We start from the raw sequence: 19,924 nt of genomic DNA on the forward strand, positions 1-19,924 counted from the left end.
AAGCGCTACATAGCGTTAGTATCTTCCCATGAGTTTAAGCGTCTTCGACCTCTTCAAGATCGGTATCGGCCCCTCTTCTTCCCACACTGTCGGCCCAATGAGCGCCGCACGTATGTTTGCCACCCTCCTGCCCTGCGACACGACGGCGGTCCGCGTCGTCCTCTACGGCTCCCTCGGTGCGACGGGTGTTGGCCACGGCACCGACAAGGCAGTCATCTTGGGGTTGATGGGCGAGGATCCCGCCCAGGTCGATCCCGATCGGGTCGACGACGCCGTCCGGGCGGTTCGCGCCGACCATCACCTCAGGCTGGCAACCGGCGAGGGGCCCGACGTGATCGATTTCGACCCGACGTATGACATCGACCTTCGCGGGCGTGAGGAACTACCCGGGCATCCCAACGGGATGACGCTTCGAGCGTGGCGAGGCGAGGCGAAAATCCTCGAGCGTACCTACTATTCCATCGGGGGCGGCTTCGTGGTGTGCGAAGAAGACGCCGACATGGAGCTCGCGCCCACCGCGGATTTACCCTACCCATTCCGTACCGCCGACGACCTTCTGACCACCTGCGAGCGCACCGGCATGTCCATCGCGCAGGTCGCCCTCGCTAACGAACGCGCACTTCACACGGATGAGGAGATCACGGCAGGGCTACAAGCAATTTGGGATGTCATGCAGACCTGCGTCGCCCGTGGCTACACCCGCGAAGGCGTCTTACCTGGCGGCCTGCAAGTATTACGGCGTGCGCCCAGTCTCCACGCAAAGTTATCTGTCGAATCCGATCCCACCGACCCTTTACGCGCAATGGACTGGATCACGTTATATGCCCTCGCTGTCAACGAGGAGAACGCAGGCGGCGGCCGCGTGGTCACTGCACCCACGAACGGCGCGGCAGGCATCATTCCAGCCGTCATGCATTACTGCCGGGACTTCATTGACGGGTTCGACGACGACGCAGTCGCCACCTTCCTCCTCACTGCCGGCGCAATCGGAATGATTTTTAAGACCACGGCCTCTATTTCAGGCGCTGAGGTTGGTTGCCAGGGTGAGGTCGGTTCTGCATGTTCGATGGCGGCTGCGGGCCTTGCGGCGGTACTCGGGGGCAGCCCCCGCCAGGTGGAAAACGCGGCGGAAATCGCGATGGAACACAATCTTGGGCTGACCTGCGACCCGGTTGGTGGTCTTGTACAGATCCCCTGCATCGAGCGCAACGCCATCGCCGCCATTAAGGCTGTTGCTGCTGCTCGCACGGCTCTTCGCGGCAACGGCAGCCACATGGTCTCGCTCGACTCGGTGATCGCCACTATGCGTGAGACCGGCCAGGATATGCAGTCGAAGTATAAGGAGACCGCGCTGGGCGGCCTCGCCGTCCATGTCGGCGTCGGCGTCAACGTGATCGAGTGTTAAGAGAGCGCCGGATGTTGCGCTAGATCCCGCGCGCGGCCGCCCAACGCGAGAGCTCCTTGCGGTTGGAGAGCTGGAGTTTCCTCAAGCAGGCAGAAACGTGGCTTTCCACGGTCTTGATCGAGATGAACAGTTCGGCGGCCGTCTCCTTGTAGGTGTATCCGCGTGCGATCAGCCGCATCACCTCCTGCTCGCGAGCAGAGAGGCGGTCGAGTTCCTCGTCCTCGTCCGCCACGGCGCTGGCGCTGGTTCCGAACGCGTCGAGGACGAAGCCTGCGAGTTTGGGCGAGAACGCGGCGTCCCCGGCGAGCACCCGCTGAAGGGACTCCACAAGATCGGAGCTGTTGATCGACTTTGTGACGTATCCGCGTGCCCCGGCGCGGACCACCGACACCACGTCCTCGGCCGCGTCCGAGACGGACAGCGCCAGGAAGCGCGGCCTCGTGACCGTGGTCATGACGCGCCGAATGACCTCCGCACCTCCCCCACCGGCACCGCCCGGAAGGTGGACATCGAGGAGCACGACGTCGCAGGGCACTGTTGCGATGGCCTCGACCGCCTCATCAACGCTCGCTGCCTCCCCTACCACTTCGATACCATCGTGAGCATCGATTTGGGCAATGATCCCGGCCCGGACAAGGGCATGATCGTCCACCACGATGACCTTCATCTATGCCTCCTCAGATACATCGGCGCTACAGTCTACTTGTGCAGCTCGCACGTGAACCTCGGTTCCTCCCGAGGGAAGCGGGGACCTGACTGTGGCCTGACCACCCGCACGTTCCATTCGACCATAAATTGACTGACGGATGCCCTGGCGATCCTCGCCAATCGCGCCAACGTCGAAGCCCTCTCCACGGTCACGGATCCACACCTCGGCGCCCGGCCCGAGCTCAGCATAAACCGAGATCGGGCTACCGCCATGCTTGCAGGCGTTCGTCATGGCCTCACCCGCGGCGTCGATCAGCGCCTGGGTAGTCCCGTCAATCTCGGTATCGCCCGTGATCACGACGTCGATCTGCGCGCCGTACGTTACCTCAAGGTCGCGGGCCCTGCTCGTCAAAGCCACCGCCACCGACGTCGCCTCATCCGCCCGATCAGAATAAAGATAGTCACGCAATTCCTGCTCCTGGCGACGCGCCAGAAGGCGGACGGCGTCGGCGTCGTCGGCACGGGAGCGAATCAGCGCAAGAGTCTGCAACACGGAATCGTGCAGGTGCGCGGCGATATCCGCCCTCGTCTCCTCCCGAATCAGCTGGGCCTGTTGCTCCTGAGCAAAAAGGCGAGCGCGCAGGCGGGAAGGATAGATGACGAACGCCGCAGACAGGAGCGAGGCAAAACCCGTGAGCATCACAGTTGCCGTCGCACTTCGCAAGCCCATGTTGGATACGGCGATCACGCTGCCCATGGTAGCGATGGCGAGGCCCGCACCGAGAGCGACGTTCGACCACCGCCCCTCGTGGAAGGACCAGGCCAGCGCTGCGCCCACCAACACGAGCGTCATCGGGAAGATCCACACCATCAGCGCCTCGGCGACTCCCGACATCAGCATGAGCACAATTACGCCCAATCCGGCCAGCAAGACCGAAACAGTCGCTCGCGAGGAATCCGCACGTCCGCTGCTCAACGGCCTGACCAGGCGGGCACGAGTCGGATCCTGCCCCTCCCGCGGCAGTATCATCGCAAGGATCAGGTAGACCAGCGGGACAAAGAACGTCCATATCAACAGTACGCACCCCCACCTCCACGCTTTCACGCTTCCACCAAGATGCTGCGCCATCCCGCGACACACACCGGCCAGCACCGACGGTCGACGCCGGACAAGCTCAGGACGTTCGACTGCCCAAGGGGCTCGGAGATCTGCATACGTATTCATGCTTGAATCGTCTCACCTCGCAGGACCATTCCCAACCCTCCGGGCAAGAAATCAGGGATTTTTCGGCAAAATCAGGGTTCTTTCAGGGGTGTCCCGGGTCGCGTCGCGCCAAGCGATGTCAAAGACTTAAGACATGAAGATATACGACTCACTTCGTTCCCAACCGCTTCGGCGTACACCGGACAACATTGTTGCAGGCGTGTGTGCTGGACTTGCCCACCGATGGGGCATCTCCCCCGTGCTCGTGCGCGTGGGCGCCCTCGTCCTCATTCCTATCGGCGGAATCGGGCTCCTCCTTTACGGACTCGGCTGGCTACTCATTCCTTCCTACGACGATGCCGACATCCTCCTCGAAGGCGCCCTTCACGATCCCGACGCCAGCGTGGCGGCAGCCAGCGTCCTGACAATTGCCGGAATAGCAGTATTCCTGCCTTTCATCACGGCCAGTGCTGGAATCACTTTCCGGCGCGCACCGTTTTTCGGTCTCGTCATCCTTGTCGCGGTGGCTTACGTCTTGGGGCGCTTCAGATCGCCACGTTCTAGTGATGCGCGACGTTTTGACGATGCGCAAGGTACTCACGATGCGTCGGATTTCGATTCTGCCCGCGGGTCCCTGCCAGACGGCGTCACACCTACACAGCCGGTCGGTGTGACAGAAAGCCTCGGTGTGGCACACCCCATCGATGCAACTCAACCGATTGGGACTACGCAACCACTCGGCGTGACGGAATCGATCGGTGTGACAGAACCGATCGACGTGGCGGGCGCGGACGGCGTCGGCGGCGCGCGCCAAGCAAGGAAGACCAAACCTCGCCGCGTACGCACCCCGGCAGCAAGCGGACGATTCATACGCATGTTCCTCGCGCTCGCGATCGTCGCAGGCGCGATCTCACTCCTCGCGACGCGTGGCAGCCTCGCGTCTATTTTGATGGCTCTCGCCGTACCGCTGGGCGTCGTCGCCCTCGGTGTCATGATCGCCGGGGCGCGCGGGCTACGCGGAAGTTGGCTCACCGCCACAACCTGGTTACTTGCCATACCAACGACCATCGCGCTCATCGTCGCACTTTTTATTCCTAACCACATCCTGCTGGCGCCCAACACGACGCTCTTGACCACGTCGACGTCGGCAAAGGCGCCAACTCTGCTGTACACAGCTCCGGGTAACGTCATTCGGTCGATCGACAACATCAGCCCGGCAGGCCGTCACGTGAAGACGTTCATAGTCGCGAGCCAGTCCTACCTCGTCAATGAGGAGGTTCCCGTCATCTTCGAATTCACCAGGCATCCCGATGCCTACGGTGATAGCCACGTCAGGCTTTCAGGCACGAGCACGTGGGAGGCCAGCCTCGACGGCCAAAAAGTCACGTCCTGGTATCCAGGCCAGCGCTCGAGCCAAGACGAACAACGATACGAGGCCACGGTCTCACTCGACCCAGGTCAGAGCCTCACATTCGCTAGCCCTGCCGCTATCGCTAACGCTTCGGCAGCGCGCCACATCAAGATCATGTTCAGCTACGGCTCTCTCGATGTAGACGGCGTCTCCCCCAGCTTCTTCGACCCGCCGGTGGCAGAAGAATACTCCGAGAAGCCCGGAGCCGATCCCGACGCTGCGCCCGAATCGACCGGCGCTGAACCCGGCACTGGCGTTGAATCCCAATCTGCTTCAGCAACCACGGAAGAAGGAAAATAATGAGAGCCACTACCTCCACATTCGGCGTCCTCGCCCTCGTCCTTGCGGCCACCGGAATTGCTCGGGCGAGCGGAATCCACATTGATGTGCGCATCTTCGTCGTCATCGCGCTCCTAGCCACATCGGCCATCCTTGCACTTAGTGCACTCGTGCCGCGCAGGGAAAAAGCCGAAGATCCCGTGGCCCATCGCGGCGAAACTCCCGTCGAGGGTGGCGTGATGTCCGGCGACTTCGGCGAGTCGGCAATGATCCAAGGACAAAAGTTACCCGAGCGCCTGTGACGAACCCTGGCTCGAGGGCCTATTGTTCTAGGCGCTCGAAACCCTATTAAGCTGATTCGCGCTGTATTAACCTACTGCTTGTTAATACAGCGCGAATCAGCTTAGTGCGGTCTGGGGAAAGCTCCCTCAAGGCGAAGGTCTCCTGCCGCCTTACCTCGAGATGCTGAAAGCCCCGGATTTTCATCCGGGGCTTTTGGTGGGCGATACTGGATTCGAACCAGTGACCTCTTCCGTGTCGAGGAAGCGCGCTAACCAACTGCGCCAATCGCCCTTGCGATATGAGAGGTGGGTACGGGATTCGAACCCGTGTATACGGCTTTGCAGGCCGCTGCCTCGCCTCTCGGCCAACCCACCAGGTGGTTGAAGTAGTAGCAAACTACTTGGCCTTCGAGCGGATGACGGGACTCGGACCCGCGACCCTCACCTTGGCAAGGTGATGCTCTACCAACTGAGCTACATCCGCATTTTCAACTTTTCGTTCCTCGAAACGTTTTCGTTTCGTTTTCCGTCTCGTTGACTGCCTGATAAATATAGCCAGATTTTCGGAACGATGTCTAATCGAGTCAACGTGACGTGCGCTACGCCGATTCTGTTTGCAACCTGAAGCGCGGATCAGCTACTCTCAGTGAGCAACCAGAACTACTTATGTAGATCTGAACGGGCGATTAGCGCAGCGGTAGCGCACTTCCTTCACACGGAAGGGGTCACTGGTTCGATCCCAGTATCGCCCACAATCAAGCGTCACTTCGGTGGCGCTTTTCTTTTTGTCGGCACAGGCGCCCCTCGCAACCCCCGCTCCGCGAGCCGCACGCCCTCCTGGCCCGGCCCGAGGAACCTCCGCGTCCTTGGATGTAGGTTTTTGGACCGATCTTCGCTATCCACAACGATCGGTCCAAAAACCTACATTGAACGACGCAAAGGCGAGCTCACGGCTCCGTCTCGCCGGCACCACGATGAAAGCTGCCCGCGAGAACGCCAGTTGGCCAGCCCGGCAGCACGCCAGCAGGCCAACCCGCGAGCACGCCAACCCGCCAGCCTGCCATCCCAACGCGGGCAAACCCGCAGCTAAGACGACCGACTTTCCCGCCCACAGCGATATAACAGCGTAAGTTGCGCCAAAATATCGGTGGGCCGTGAGAGCCTATAGTCATGGAAATTTGGCCAGGAAAACCCTACCCACTCGGCGCCACTTTTGATGGCACCGGAACGAACTTCGCGATCTTCTCTTCCGTTGCGGACAAGATTGATCTCTGTCTGATCGATGAAGATGGCGGCGAGCAGCGCGTCGAGCTCCGAGAGGTGGACGCCTACGTATGGCACTGCTACCTCCCCGGCATTCGCCCCGGTCAACGCTATGGATATCGCGTCCACGGTCCGTACGAGCCCGAAAACGGTCACCGATGCGATCCCTCAAAGATTCTTCTTGACCCCTACGCCAAGGCCATTGAGGGTCAAGTCGAGAACCATCAAGCTAACTTCTCTTACAACTTCTTCGATCACAATCAGCGCGCCGAAGAGGATTCGCTCGGCCACACTATGCTTTCTGTGGTCGTCAATCCCTTCTTTGATTGGGGCCACGATCGCCCGCCGAAGCACGAGTACCATAACTCCATCATTTATGAAGCCCACCTGAAGGGCATGACAGCCACGCACCCGGACATCCCGGAGGCGATGCGCGGGACGTACATGGGCATGGCTCACCCTGCGATGGTCAATTACCTCAAGGAATTGGGTATTACGGCCGTGGAGCTCATGCCTATCCACCAGTTTGTCAACGATCCCTCTCTTCAAGATAAGGGCTTGTCGAATTACTGGGGATACAACACGATCGGCTTCTTCGCTCCTCAGAATACGTACTCGTCTTCTGGCGAGGTTGGCTCCCAGGTCGAGGAGTTTAAGGCAATGGTGAAGGCGTATCACGACGCCGATATCGAGGTCATCCTCGACGTCGTCTATAACCACACGGCCGAGGGCAATCACATGGGCCCAACGTTGTCTTTCCGCGGGATCGACAACCGCGCCTACTACCGCCTTGTTGACGGCGACCTCGCCCATTACTTCGATACCACGGGCACGGGCAATTCTTTGAACATGTCTTCCCCGCATTCGCTGCAGCTGATTATGGATTCGCTACGCTACTGGGTTGTCGACATGCATGTCGACGGTTTCCGATTCGATCTGGCCTCCACGCTGGCACGCGAGCTCCACGCTGTCGACAAACTGTCGTCCTTCTTTGACATCATCCAGCAAGATCCCATCATTTCCCAGGTCAAATTGATCGCGGAGCCGTGGGACGTCGGGGAAGGCGGCTACAACGTGGGCGAGTTCCCGCCACTGTGGACAGAATGGAACGGCAACTACCGCGACACGATGCGTGATTTCTGGCGCGGCGAGCCCTCAGTTCTTTCCGAATTCGCTTCACGTCTGACAGGATCTTCAGATCTTTACGCGCATTCTGGCCGCCGCCCGTTTGCTTCGATCAACTTCATCACTGCCCATGACGGCTTCACGCTCAATGATCTCGTTTCTTACAACGAGAAGCACAACGAGGCCAACGGTGAAGGCGGGGCTGATGGCTCGCCGAACAACAAGTCGTGGAATATGGGCGTTGAGGGCCCCACCGAGGATCGCGGTATTCTCGCACTGCGCCAACGGCAGATGAAGAACTTCTTCACTACGCTCCTGACCTCCCAGGGGGTCCCGATGATTTCCCACGGCGATGAGCTCGTGCGCACGCAACAAGGCAATAACAACACCTATTGCCAGGACAACGAACTGTCATGGATGGACTGGGAATTGAGCGAGGCGGAGGTCGAGATGCATTCCTTCGTCCAGTCCGTTATCTCGTTGCGCAATGACCACCCGGTCTTCCGTCGTCGTCGATTCTTCAAGGGCGCGGCTGGCCGCGGTGGAGAATCCGAGCACGGGGACATCATGTGGTTCGCCAATAACGGCACCGAAATGGCTGACCAAGATTGGGATACGTGGTTTGCCCGTTCAGTCATGGTCTACCTCAATGGGCAGCGTATCGCCGAGCCTGACGCGCGCGGCAACCAGGTCATTGATGACGATTTCTTGCTCGCCTATAACGCGTCCGCCGAGAACCTGGATTTCACGATTCCCAGTACTGAAACGGAGGCCGTGTGGCATTCGATCCTCAGCACTGACGCCGACCAGGAGATTGGCGCCACGCTGTCCGAAGGAGACACGTTCTCCGTGACATCGCGTTCGATCACGATTTTGGTACGGCGCCACGAGGTTGACGCTTCGCTCGACGGCGAAACGCTGAGCCCGACGTCGTTGCGCCTGGCCTCCGCCCGCGCCGAGAATGCGCCGTCGGTTGGCGCGGCAACGGACGCTACCGTCCGTGAGCACGTCGCCTCACCGGTGCAGAGCTAACACGTGCGCAGAGCTAACATTCGCTCGAATGACGCCCTGCACGGCACAGCCGGCACGCGGTTAAGGCGCTAGCGAACAGTTCGCGCGTTTTTGGGGAGCCCTCGTTGAGCAATCTTCGGGGGCTCCCCTAGAATGTAGGCACGCCATCAAGGAGAATTATGACTACCGAAGACGTTGTTCGTCGCCATTCCCATGTCCCTCCGATCGATCGTCATCAGCCGCTGACGAGCTACCGTATCCAAGTCAGCCCGGCTTTTGATTTTGCGGCCGTTGAGCAGATCGTCCCCTATCTTGCCAGCTTGGGGATCACGGACGTCTTCTTCTCCCCCATCCTTCAGGCAGCGCCCGGATCGATGCACGGCTACGACGTCGTCGACCACGAGCGCATCTCCGCGGATCTCGGAGGAATTGAGGGCTTCCGCCGCGTTTCGCGCGCGATTCACGACGCCGGAATGCACCTCATCGTCGACGTCGTGCCCAATCATATGGCCGTGCCGACCCCGCTGTTCCACAACCGTGCCCTGTGGTCGGTGCTTCGTGATGGCGCTGACTCGCCCTACGACGGATGGTTCGATATTGAGTTGAGCGACGCCGGTGACGGTCTTCTCATGCCGGTACTCGGCAATCGGATCGGCCAGGTGCTCGCCGCGGGCGAGATCTCCATCGAGGATATGGTCGTACCTGGCTTCGAATCTGAGGGCGAGACGAAGGTGGTTCGCTATTACGATCACGTCTTCCCTGTTCGGCGTGGCACCGAGGCCTTGCCCTTAGCCGAGCTTCTTGACGCGCAGTACTATCGGCTGGCTCATTGGCGGGTTGCCAACGAGGAACTTAACTACCGTAGGTTCTTTGATGTTGACACGCTCGCTGCCATCCGCGTGGAGGACCCGCGAGTTTTCACGGCCTCTCACGCCCTGCTCTTGCAGCTCCAGGGCGAGGGATTGATTGATTCGTTCCGCATTGACCACCCGGACGGCTTGGCAGATCCGCGCGGCTACTTCCGCAACCTTCACGAGGCCACCGGCGGGGCGTGGTCGGTGGCCGAGAAAATTCTGGAGGGCGACGAGGCGCTACCCACTGATTGGCCCTGTGTGGGCACCACGGGCTATGACACGTTGCAGCGCCTTCAGGGCCTCTTCACCGACCCCGCCGGTCTGCCGGAACTCACCCAGCTTTATGGGGAGCTTTCGGATTCTGCTGACTCGTTGGCGAGCGTCGAGACTGCCGCCAAGCGTCAAATTATCGCCACATCCCTCTTCGCCGAGGTCGATCGCCTGGCCAATATCTTGGCCGACATCTGCCATTCCGATGTCCGGCTTCGCGACCACACGTTCCGATCGTTGCGCGACGTCGTCGTCGAACTTGTCGTCCACATGGATCGTTATCGCGCCTACGTGGTTCCCGGCGAGCGCCCGAGTGCCGAGGACGAGCGAGTCCTGCGCCAGGCCGCCGAGAAGGCCGGCCGGGTTTTGGATGAGGATCGTCAAGATAGCTTGAGTGTCGTCGTCGATATCCTGCTCGGAAACGAAATCGGCTCGGCCGGGCGGACCCATGAGGCGCGGCGCAACGAGGTCATCGTCCGATTCCAGCAGGTGTGCGGGGCCGTCATGGCCAAGGGCGTCGAGGACACCACCTTCTATCGCTACACCGTCTTGGCCTCCGCCAACGAGGTGGGTGGGGGGCCGCGTCACTTTACGACCACTCCTGACCAGTTCCACGACTTCCAGGCGCGCACGCACCTGACCTGGCCCGTCACCATGTCGACGCTTTCGACCCACGACACCAAGCGGTGTGAGGATGTGCGAGCACGCATCGCCCCAATCTCGCAATATGCCGACGAGTGGATCGCCTTGCTCGCCCAGGCACGTGAACTTGTCTCGCAAGCACGGCCGGCCGCCCTCGACGGTCAGGCCGAAAATCTCCTGTGGCAAACCCTCATCGGTACGTGGAGCGAGGCGGGCCCGATCGATATGGATCGATTGGGCGCCTATCTGCTCAAGGCGGCGCGCGAGCAAAAGTCGTGGACGACGTGGACCGAACAGAACGTCGCAGCCGAGGAGGCCCTCGTCAGCTATGCGCAGGCGATCCTCGCTGACGAGGCAGTTAGTGAGCTCCTTAGCGCGTTCCATGAGCGCATCAAGCCCGCAATTCGCACCATGATCCTGGGCCAGAAGGCCATCCAAATGACCGCCGTCGGAGTACCCGACACCTACAACGGTGAGGAGATCACCCAGACGTCGCTGGTCGATCCGGACAACCGGCGCCCGGTGGACTTCACCGCACTCGTCGAGATGTTGTCCAAGCTCGATCGGGATGGGTTGCCGGCCGTCCCAAGCTTGGATCAGGAAAAGCTTTGGATCACCTCGCGCCTTGCTCGCATGCGTAAGGCTCACCCCGAGCTTGCCACCGCGGAGTGCGGTTACCAGGCACTGCCCGTGTCGACGGGTTACGCGCTCGCCTTTGCACGCACGATCGGCGACGAACCTGTGCTCGTGACCGCCTCGCTGCGCCACTTGCCAGACACCTTCGGCGATTACACGATCGTGCTGCCCGAGGGCAGGTGGAGGAATGTGCTGACCGACGACCTGACGGACGGTGGTACGCAGAACCTCGAGGCTGTCCTCGGGCGATTCCCAGCGGCTGTTTTGGAGCGTGTCCATGGCTAACGTCAAGATCTGGTCCCCTGCAGCGACGACGGTCAGCGTGGTTCTCGCCGACTCGGGGCGCGAGCTTGCTCTCCGCCCCGCCGGCGATGGCCAGTTCGAGCTGGAGCGCCCGTTGGATGTGGGCACACGCTACTTTGTCCGCGTCGACGGCGGGATGAAGCTTCCCGATCCCCGGTCCATGTGCCAGCCGCTTGGCCCACATGGACCGAGCGAAATCGTTGATCCGGCCGCCTTCGTCTGGCACGACGCCGGCTGGCGCGGCACTGACCTGCTCGGCAAGGTGTTTTATGAGCTCCACGTGGGCACGTTCACCGACGCCGGCACGTTCCGGGCCGCCATTGAGAAACTCGACTACCTGGTAGGGCTCGGAGTCGACGTCGTCGAACTCATGCCGATCGCCCCGATGCCGGGCCAGCGCGGGTGGGGCTACGACGGCGTGTCCATCTACGCAATTCACGCTCCGTATGGGCACCCCGAGGATCTGGCCGCCCTCGTGGACGCGATCCACGCCCGGGGAATGTCTGCATGCTTGGATGTGGTCTACAACCACTTTGGTCCCGACGGAAACTACCTGGCCCAGTTTGGCCCGTACTTTACCGACAGACACCACACGCCCTGGGGCGAGGCCCTCAACCTCGACGGCGACGGCGCTGACCAGGTGCGCCGATACCTCATCGACAATGCCAAGCAGTGGCTGGTCGACTACCACTTTGACGCCCTTCGTCTCGACGCCGTCCCCCACCTTCACGACGAGTCCGACTACCATTTCCTCGCTCAACTCTCCGACGAGATTAAGGAGCTGGGAGACGACCTTGGTCGTCACCTGACGTTGACCGCCGAATCTGATCTCAACGATCCGAACATGGTTCTTCCGACCTCCGAGGGCGGCTTTGGCATGGACATGCAGTGGGCAGACGACGTCCATCACGCCCTCCACGTGTGGCTGACGGGCGAGACGAACGCCTACTACGTCGATTACACGGATGATCACAGCCTTGCCCAGGGATTCGAGCACGGCTTCGTGCGCGTGGGCCAGGAACTGCAGTTCGCCGCCGCTCCGCGCGGCTCGGAGATTCCTGAGGGGCTTTCGGGACACCGCTTCATGGCCTTCGACGAGAACCACGACCAGGTGGGTAACCGCCTCATTTCGGACCGGCCGTCGTTGAAGCTTGAGCCTGCCGAGCTAGCCGTCTCCCGTGCGCTCATCCTTTTGTCTCACTACACGCCGATGCTGTTCATGGGCGAAGAGTGGGCGACGACAGCTCCCTTCCATTACTTCACCGATCACGGCCCCGAGCTGGGAGCGATGATTCAGGAGGGGCGCAAGGCGGAGTTTGCCGATTGGGATATGGCTAGCATTTATGGCGACATCCCGGCGGTCATGCTCAACCCTCAGGACGAGCAGACTTTCCTTGCTTCCAAGTTGCCCTGGCATGAGCTCGACGATAGCGCTCATCGGCGCATGCATGATTTCGTGCGCGCCCTCATTGAATTGCGCCGGTCGGATCCCGATGTCGGGGCCGGGGATCGCTCCCGCACGCACGTTCACGTCGATGGCAGGGCGGGCTGGATGAGCCGCGGCCAGACCGTCGTCGTCTTCTCCGTCTCCCCCACCCCTGTCACCGTTCCGGCTCCGGTTGCGGGCAAGGAGGAGGTGCTGGCATGGGAACCCACGCAAGCCACGGCGGACGGCGTCTACCTGCGTAGCCCCGGCGTAGCTGTCTACCAGTCCTAGCCTTGAGCATCCCGCGTTGGCTGTGACGTGCTTCTTCGGCGTGGCACCGCCAAAAGGCGCGGTGACGCCGTTAAAGTCAAAGGGTGACCATACATCAGCCGCCAGCGGAATTCGTGACTGCCCTTGAGTCCCTCAAAGGCCAACATTTTCGTCCCGAATTGCATATTGGGCAGATTCCGGGCCCGACCCGGATCGCGCCCTGGGCAGTCGCGTTACAAGCTGAGGTTAACGACTCCCCGGATAACGATCCCGATTATCTGCGTGGGTCAGCCAAGTTTGTTGTGCTTCACGACCCCGCGGGACAACCGGCCTGGCATGGCACCTTCCGCGTCGTCATTCACGCGCAGGCCGCGATGGACGCCGAGATGGGCGACGATCCACTTCTGGGTGAGGTCGCCTGGACGTGGCTCATTGATGCGCTCGACGGTGCCGGCGCCTCTTACCACAGCCTCAACGGCACCGTGACGCGTGTCTTTAACGAGACGTTCGGTGGTCTACACATTAATTCTTCTCGGGTTGAACTTGAGCTACGCGCGTCGTGGACCCCGCAGACGCCCTACCTCACGGAGCACCTGCACGCGTGGGCGGATCTCGCGGCCTCCATGGCCGGCCTCGGCCCCTGGAGCGACCAGGTCGTCAGCCTTGCTCGTAAGGTGGAAAAAATTTGAGTTCGTCTACCCCCGCCCGCCCTCTCGACGTACCGCGAGATGGCTTACCTTCCGTCACGAATGAGGACATCGACGACGCCGTCGCGCGTCTTGCGTCCGGACGCGGTTCGATGGCCGTCGATACCGAACGTGCGATGGGCCTGCGGTATTCGAATCGGGCCTACCTTGTTCAGATCCGCCGCGAGGGAGCTGGAACCTTCCTTATCGACCCCGTCGGGATAGAAGATCAGCTCGAGGACCTGCGCGGGGTCATGTCGTGCGAGTGGATCCTGCACGCCGCCGACCAAGATCTTCCCTGCCTGCACGAGTTGGGGCTGTACCCCACCAAGATTTTCGACACCGAAATCGCCGCCCTGCTCCTCGGGTACAAGCGGGTCTCGCTCCAGGCGCTCTGCCAAGAGGTGCTTGGGTGGACACTGGCGAAGGAACATTCCAACGCCGATTGGTCGCAACGTCCGCTTCCCCCGCCGCTGTTGGCCTATGCGGCCCTCGACGTCGAACTCCTCCACGAACTCGCAGAGAAGCTCACCGACCAGCTCGTTGAGGCCGGCAGGCTCGAATGGTTCGAGCAAGAATGCGAAGAGGTTCGTCTCCGTAAGCCAGCGCCGCCCGCGAAACAGCCCTGGCGGCGCACCTCCCGCCAGGCCGGTATCCGAGACCGGCGCGCCCTAGCCATGCTGCGTGAACTGTGGCGTGCCCGCGACGGTGTTGCCAAGCGTCGCGATCTCGCGCCCGGCAAGGTGCTCCCCAACCAGGTATTGGCGGAACTTGCGGCGAGAAAGCCGCGTTCGCGCTCGGACGTCGTGAACTCTCCGCTGTTTCGCTCGCGCCAACGCAAGCGCGACCTGGACACGTGGTGGAACGCCATCGATATCGCGTGGCGGCTCGACGAACGCGCTCTCCCTGAACGTAAGTACACCGAAGATAAGGACCCCTACCCGCCGATCAAGCGTTGGGATCGCCACGACGAAGCAGCCGCCGCTCGCTGGGAAGTTATGCGGCCCAAGGTGCTCGCCCTCGCCGAGGAACTCGGCATCCGCCAGGATCTTCTGATCAAACCCGCTATCCAAAAAATGGTGGCCTGGACGGGTTGGACAACGCAGGAGGAGCTCGTCTCCTTGCTGGCAAAAAACGGCGCGCGCCCGTGGCAAATCAAACAGGTCGCCCAACCCGTTCACGCCGCCCTGCAGGCCGCCAAGGTTCTTTAGATCCTGACATTGGCTCGGCGGCCTTAGCGGATCGCCTTCGCGGCGTCGACGACAGCCCGCACATCCATTCCCTCACGCGCGATGATCGTGGACCGCGAAGCGTGATGGAGGAAGGATTTGTGAATCCCCAGGCTCTTGACAGGAAGCGTGCATCCGACGTCGGACAGTGCAAGGCGTAGTTGATCGCCCACGCCACCGTTGATCAGGCCGTCTTCCAAGACCACCGCACCGGCAGAGCGAGCGACGAGTTCGCGTAAGGAGTCGCTGATCGGAAGCACCCACCTCGGATCGACGACGATCACAGACTCATCCAAAAACTTAGCCGCCTCGACCATCGTGTGAGCCATGGGGCCGACGCCCACAAAGACAAGAGGCGCCTGGCCGTCCACGACATGCTCGTAAAGCACGTCGAGCTCGCCCCCCTGGCGGATTGCCGGCAGGTCAGCGGCCACTGGGCCCTTCGGATAACGCACCAGCGTGGGCCCGTCGGTATCGACGGCTTCGTTCATGAGTTCGCGCATGCGCTGCTCATCGCGCGGAACGGCCGTGCGCAGATTGGGAACCATCGCCGCAATCGACAAATCCCACATGCCGTTATGCGACGCACCATCGTCACCGGTCACGCCCGCCCGGTCAAGGCAGAACGTCACGGGGGCATTGTGGAGGGCGACATCCATGAGGAGCTGATCGAATCCGCGATTCATGAAGGTCGCATACAGCGCGATCACCGGGTGATAGTTGGCCTTCGCCAAGCCGGCCGCCATAGTCACCGCGTGTTGCTCAGCAATTCCGACGTCGATCACGCGCTTGGGAAACTCGTTGAGCATCAGCGAAAGGCCCACGGGCTGCAGCATCGCGGCAGTAATTCCCACGACGGCCGGGTTCTTGCGCGCGATCTCGAGGATCTCTTCCGCGAAAATCGAGGTCCAGCCGAACCGGGACGACTCGATGGGCAGACCCGTTTCCGGGTGGATCTTTCCGACGGCATGGAAACGGTCAGCCTTGTTCTCTTCCGCCGGTTTATAGCCGCGCCCCTTTTCCGTGATCGCGTGCACGACGACCGGGCCGCCAAAATCGCGTGCCATTGACAAGGCCTCTTCAAGGCTTGCGATATCGTGCCCGTCGATCGGGCCAATGTACTTCAGGCCGAGCGAATCGAAAATGCCGGCGTCGAAGAAGATCTCCTTCATCCCTTTCTTAATGCCGCGCAGCGCATCGTAGGTGAGCTTTCCGGGAACGCCAGAACCTTGCAACGTGCGCTTACCCCAATCGAGGAAATGCTCGTACTCCCTGTTGACGCGCATGGCATCGAGCTTGCGGACCGGGTCGAAGCGCCGAACAATCCCGCCAACGGTGGGCGCATACGAGCGGCCGTTGTCGTTGAGGACGATGACAACCGGACGGTCAGGGTCTTCGGCGATGTTGTTAAGCGCCTCCCAGGCCATGCCACCAGTCATCGCACCGTCGCCGATGATTGCCACCACCCGGTCATCACGACCCGAAAGCTGCACACCACGCGCGAGGCCATCGGCCCAAGACAGGGCTGTAGAAGCGTGCGAGTTCTCGACGACGTCGTGCGAGGACTCCGCGCGCGATGGATAGCCCGAAATTCCGCCCTCTTGGCGAAGCATCGAAAAGTCCTTGCGGCCGGTGAGAATCTTGTGCACGTAGGCCTGATGGCCGGTGTCCCAAATGAGCGTATCTTGGGGCGAATCAAAGACGCGGTGCAAGGCAATCGAAAGTTCGACTACACCCAGATTCGGCCCGAGGTGCCCGCCCGTCTTGGCGACGTTAACCACAAGAAAACGGCGAATCTCCTCGACTAGCTTCTCAAGCTCCATGGGCCTGAGCGCCTTCAGATCTTGGGGGCCGTTTATCGAATCTAGAATCACTACTTCTCCTTCAACTAGGGATAGATTACCACCGATACTCGCGCCTCCCACATGCGCGAACGCCGCGGTTTCAGGGCCAGTCGTTCGGCTCTGTCTCGCGGCCCCACCCGCGCCTCGCGGCCCCACCCGCGCTGTAGTAACCTGCCCCGCGCTGTAGTAATCTGCCGCAGGTTACTACAGCGGGAGCCAGATTAATGGTGCGCGGGCATGGGTGGCCTCACCGATAACCTCGCGCCGTCACCCGCGCCCGGCTCTTGTAGGCATGCGTGAGGGGCACTTCGCGGAAGTGCCCCTCACGACAAGTGCGGCAAACGTCAACGCCGACCACGCCTATGGAGCCAGCAACGCCCATCACGGTCACCAAGCCGGCTAACGCCGATCGGGCCATGCGGACGAGACCGGTCAACTATCCCCTTATGAGGTCCGAGCCAAATTGCGTAGCACGAACTGCAGGATCCCGCCGTTGCGGAAGTAGTCCGCCTCGCCAGGCGTGTCGATACGCACGACCGCATCGAACTCGATACTCTGGCCGTCCTCGGCGGTGGCGACCACCTTGACGGTCTTCGGCGTCGTGCCCTCGTTGAGCTCTGTGATGCCGGACAGTTCGAAGGTCTCTTGGCCAGTCAGCCCGAGGGTTTCGGCGCTCTCCCCAGCCGGGTACTGCAGGGGAAGTACGCCCATGCCGATGAGGTTAGAGCGGTGGATACGCTCGAAGGACTCGGCGATCACGGCCTTGACACCCAAAAGCGCCGTGCCCTTCGCTGCCCAGTCGCGCGATGAACCCGATCCATACTCCTTGCCAGCGAGGACGACGAGCGGCACGCCAGCGGCCTGGTAGGCCTGCGCCGCGTCGTAGATGGCCTCTTGCTCACCGTTGAGGAAGTTGCGGGTGTAGCCGCCCTCGACACCGTCCAGCAGCTCGTTACGCAGGCGAATATTGGCGAACGTTCCGCGAATCATCACCTCGTGGTTGCCACGGCGCGAACCGTAGGAATTGAAGTCCCGCTTGTCGATGCCGTGCTCGTCCAGGTACTGGCCCGCGGGCGAGTCCCACTTGATGGCGCCGGCGGGCGAGATGTGGTCGGTCGTCACGGAATCGCCCAGCTTGGCCAAAACGCGTGCTCCGGAGATGTCCTCCACCGGGGTAAGCTCCATCGTCATGCCCTCAAAGTATGGGGGCTTACGCACGTAGGTTGACTCCGCGTCCCAGTCGAACGTCGACCCCTCCGGGGTGTCGAGGGACTGCCAGCGCTTGTCGCCGGCGAAGACGTCCGAATAGGAAGAAGCAAACATCTCGCGGTTGACCGACTCGTCGATGGTCCTTTGAACCTCGTCCGCATCAGGCCAAATGTCTGCAAGGTAGACATCCTTGCCGTCCGCGTCCTGCCCGAGAGGCTCGGTCGCAAAGTCGAAATCCATGGTGCCGGCGAGGGCGTAAGCGATCACCAGCGGCGGAGAGGCGAGATAGTTCATCTTGACGTCCGGGTTGATACGCCCCTCAAAATTTCGGTTTCCGGATAGTACCGACACGACGGCCAGATCGGCGTCATTAACGGCCTTCGACACCTCCGGCGGAAGCGGGCCGGAGTTGCCAATACAGGTGGCGCAGCCGTAACCCACGAGGTTGAAGCCGAGGGCGTTAAGATCGTCCCACAGCCCGGCCGCCTCGTAATAGTCAGTGACGACCTGCGAACCCGGCGCCATCGACGTCTTTACCCACGGCTTGGGTTTGAGTCCAGCCCGGTTGGCGTTTCGTGCCAAGAGGGCTGCAGCCATCATGACAGACGGGTTAGAGGTGTTGGTGCACGACGTGATGGAGGCGATCGCGACCGCACCGTGGTCAAGTTCGGTTTCGGTGCCGTCGGCCATGGTCACCGGGGTGATCTTGTGGGCGCGCTCTTCCTCGCCTCCCGCGAAGGTCGGGAGCGCCTGATGGAAGGACTGCTTGGCCTCATCGAGGGCGATGCGGTCCTGCGGGCGCTTCGGGCCTGCAATGGAGGGCACAACGCTCGACAAATCAAGCTCGAGATATTCGGAGTAGGCCGTTTCGCGTGACGGATCGTGCCACATGCCCTGCTCCTTGGCGTAGGCCTCGACCAACGCGATCTGCTCGTCGGAACGTCCGGTCAGACGCAGGTAGTCGAGAGTGACGTCGTCGATGGGGAAAATCGCGGCGGTGGAGCCGAATTCCGGGGACATATTGCCAATCGTGGCGCGGTTTGCCAACGGAACGGCACCCACGCCCTCGCCGTAGAATTCGACGAACTTACCCACGACGCCGTGCTGGCGCAGCATTTGCGTAATCGTGAGCACGACGTCGGTGGCGGTGGCGCCGGGCGGAATCTCGCCCGAGAGTTTGAAGCCGACGACGCGCGGGATCAGCATGGACACGGGCTGACCGAGCATCGCAGCCTCCGCCTCGATTCCGCCCACGCCCCAGCCGAGGACGCCCAAGCCGTTGACCATCGTCGTGTGGGAGTCGGTGCCAACACACGTGTCCGGGTAGGCCTGCAAGACGCCGTCGTTGACCTGGGCCATCGTGACCCGAGCCAGGTATTCGATGTTGACCTGGTGAACGATGCCGGTGCCCGGCGGGACCACCTTGAAGTTCTGGAAGGCGGTTTGGCCCCAGCGCAGGAACTGGTAGCGTTCCTGGTTGCGTTCGTACTCGATCTCCATGTTGCGCTGGAGAGCGTTGGGGCTGCCAAAGACGTCAATCTGCACGGAGTGGTCAATGACCATTTCGGCGGGATTGAGCGGGTTAATTTGATCGGGGTTGCCGCCTAGATCGGTGACAGCTTCGCGCATCGTGGCAAGGTCGACAACACAGGGGACGCCGGTGAAGTCCTGCATGACGACGCGTGCGGGCGTGAACTGGATTTCGTGGCTGGGCTCGGCGTTCGGATCCCAGTCAGCCAGTGCCTTGATTTGCTCTGCCGTGACATTTGCGCCGTCTTCGGTGCGTAGGAGGTTTTCGGCGAGGACCTTCAGCGAATAGGGCAGCTTCTCAGTGCCCTCCACCGCGTCCAGCCGGTAGATTTCGTAATCCTTGCCACCGACATTGAGGGTGGACTTGGCCTTAAACGTATCAATACTCATTGCTCTCC

The 19,924-nt window shown here is 61.5% G+C and carries 12 protein-coding genes and 4 tRNA genes; 9 read left to right on the plus strand and 7 right to left on the minus strand.

The genetic code is table 11. From position 1 onward, the window contains the following. Window positions 1–28 precede the first annotated feature (28 nt). Window positions 29–1,405, plus strand: coding sequence for an L-serine ammonia-lyase (locus HLG82_RS05150; protein ID WP_193327619.1), 1,377 nt, complete (start codon window positions 29–31; stop codon window positions 1,403–1,405). 19 nt (window positions 1,406–1,424) lie between these two features. Here the strand turns inward: HLG82_RS05150 and HLG82_RS05155 are convergent, their stop codons facing one another. Next, window positions 1,425–2,072: a response regulator gene (locus HLG82_RS05155; protein WP_193327620.1), complete on the minus strand. Its 648-nt coding sequence runs from the start codon at window positions 2,070–2,072 to the stop codon at window positions 1,425–1,427. Then, window positions 2,073–3,278, minus strand: coding sequence for an ATP-binding protein (locus HLG82_RS05160; RefSeq protein WP_255313944.1), 1,206 nt, complete (start codon window positions 3,276–3,278; stop codon window positions 2,073–2,075). 133 nt (window positions 3,279–3,411) lie between these two features. Here HLG82_RS05160 and HLG82_RS05165 point away from each other — a divergent pair, with 133 nt between their 5' ends. Beyond that, a complete protein-coding gene (locus tag HLG82_RS05165) occupies window positions 3,412–4,968 on the plus strand; it encodes a PspC domain-containing protein (RefSeq protein ID WP_193327622.1) in 1,557 nt (518 codons plus the stop codon). Beyond that, window positions 4,968–5,249 carry a hypothetical protein gene (locus HLG82_RS05170; RefSeq protein WP_193327623.1) on the plus strand — a complete coding sequence of 94 codons (282 nt, stop codon included), beginning with the start codon at window positions 4,968–4,970 and terminating at the stop codon, window positions 5,247–5,249. Before HLG82_RS05165 ends, HLG82_RS05170 begins: the two co-directional genes overlap by 1 nt. Before the next feature lie 194 nt (window positions 5,250–5,443). Here HLG82_RS05170 and HLG82_RS05175 read toward each other — a convergent pair. From HLG82_RS05175 to HLG82_RS05185, 3 genes are all read right to left on the minus strand, one after another. Beyond that, window positions 5,444–5,520, minus strand: a tRNA-Val gene (locus HLG82_RS05175). 12 nt (window positions 5,521–5,532) lie between these two features. Continuing rightward, window positions 5,533–5,603: transfer RNA gene (locus HLG82_RS05180), tRNA-Cys, on the minus strand. Window positions 5,604–5,639: 36 nt separating this feature from the next. Continuing rightward, a tRNA-Gly gene (locus tag HLG82_RS05185) sits at window positions 5,640–5,712 on the minus strand. 196 nt (window positions 5,713–5,908) lie between these two features. On the opposite strand from HLG82_RS05185, the gene HLG82_RS05190 reads away from it, so the two are divergent. The 6 genes from HLG82_RS05190 (at window position 5,909) to HLG82_RS05215 (ending at window position 14,925) form a co-directional block, all read left to right on the plus strand. Then, window positions 5,909–5,980, plus strand: a tRNA-Val gene (locus tag HLG82_RS05190). Window positions 5,981–6,398: 418 nt separating this feature from the next. Further along, window positions 6,399–8,648 carry a glycogen debranching protein GlgX gene (gene glgX / locus HLG82_RS05195; protein ID WP_193327624.1) on the plus strand — a complete coding sequence of 750 codons (2,250 nt, stop codon included), beginning with the start codon at window positions 6,399–6,401 and terminating at the stop codon, window positions 8,646–8,648. A 158-nt stretch (window positions 8,649–8,806) separates the two neighbouring features. Beyond that, the gene (gene treY, locus HLG82_RS05200; RefSeq protein ID WP_193327625.1) at window positions 8,807–11,314 is read left to right on the plus strand and encodes a malto-oligosyltrehalose synthase; all 2,508 of its coding nucleotides are present in this window, start codon (window positions 8,807–8,809) and stop codon (window positions 11,312–11,314) included. Next, entirely contained in the window at window positions 11,307–13,049 is a 1,743-nt protein-coding gene (gene treZ, locus HLG82_RS05205; protein WP_193327626.1) for a malto-oligosyltrehalose trehalohydrolase, read from the plus strand. The genes treY and treZ overlap by 8 nt, the downstream gene beginning before the upstream one ends. 83 nt (window positions 13,050–13,132) lie before the next feature. Beyond that, complete coding sequence (locus HLG82_RS05210) at window positions 13,133–13,717, plus strand: DUF3000 domain-containing protein (RefSeq protein ID WP_193327627.1); 585 nt, start codon at window positions 13,133–13,135, stop codon at window positions 13,715–13,717. Further along, the gene (locus HLG82_RS05215) at window positions 13,714–14,925 is read left to right on the plus strand and encodes a ribonuclease D (RefSeq protein ID WP_193327628.1); all 1,212 of its coding nucleotides are present in this window, start codon (window positions 13,714–13,716) and stop codon (window positions 14,923–14,925) included. The genes HLG82_RS05210 and HLG82_RS05215 overlap by 4 nt, the downstream gene beginning before the upstream one ends. Window positions 14,926–14,948: 23 nt before the next feature. On the opposite strand, the gene dxs is transcribed toward HLG82_RS05215, so the two are convergent. Then, window positions 14,949–16,817 (minus strand): 1-deoxy-D-xylulose-5-phosphate synthase, encoded by a 1,869-nt coding sequence (gene dxs, locus HLG82_RS05220; protein WP_255313945.1) that lies wholly within the window; start codon window positions 16,815–16,817, stop codon window positions 14,949–14,951. A 414-nt stretch (window positions 16,818–17,231) separates the two neighbouring features. Continuing rightward, on the minus strand, window positions 17,232–19,916 hold the full coding sequence (gene acnA, locus HLG82_RS05225) for an aconitate hydratase AcnA (protein WP_193327629.1): 2,685 nt from the start codon (window positions 19,914–19,916) through the stop codon (window positions 17,232–17,234). Window positions 19,917–19,924: the final 8 nt, after the last annotated feature.

The sequence above is a fragment of the Trueperella pecoris genome (assembly GCF_014926385.1).
GTDB classification, from domain to species: domain Bacteria; phylum Actinomycetota; class Actinomycetes; order Actinomycetales; family Actinomycetaceae; genus Trueperella; species Trueperella pecoris.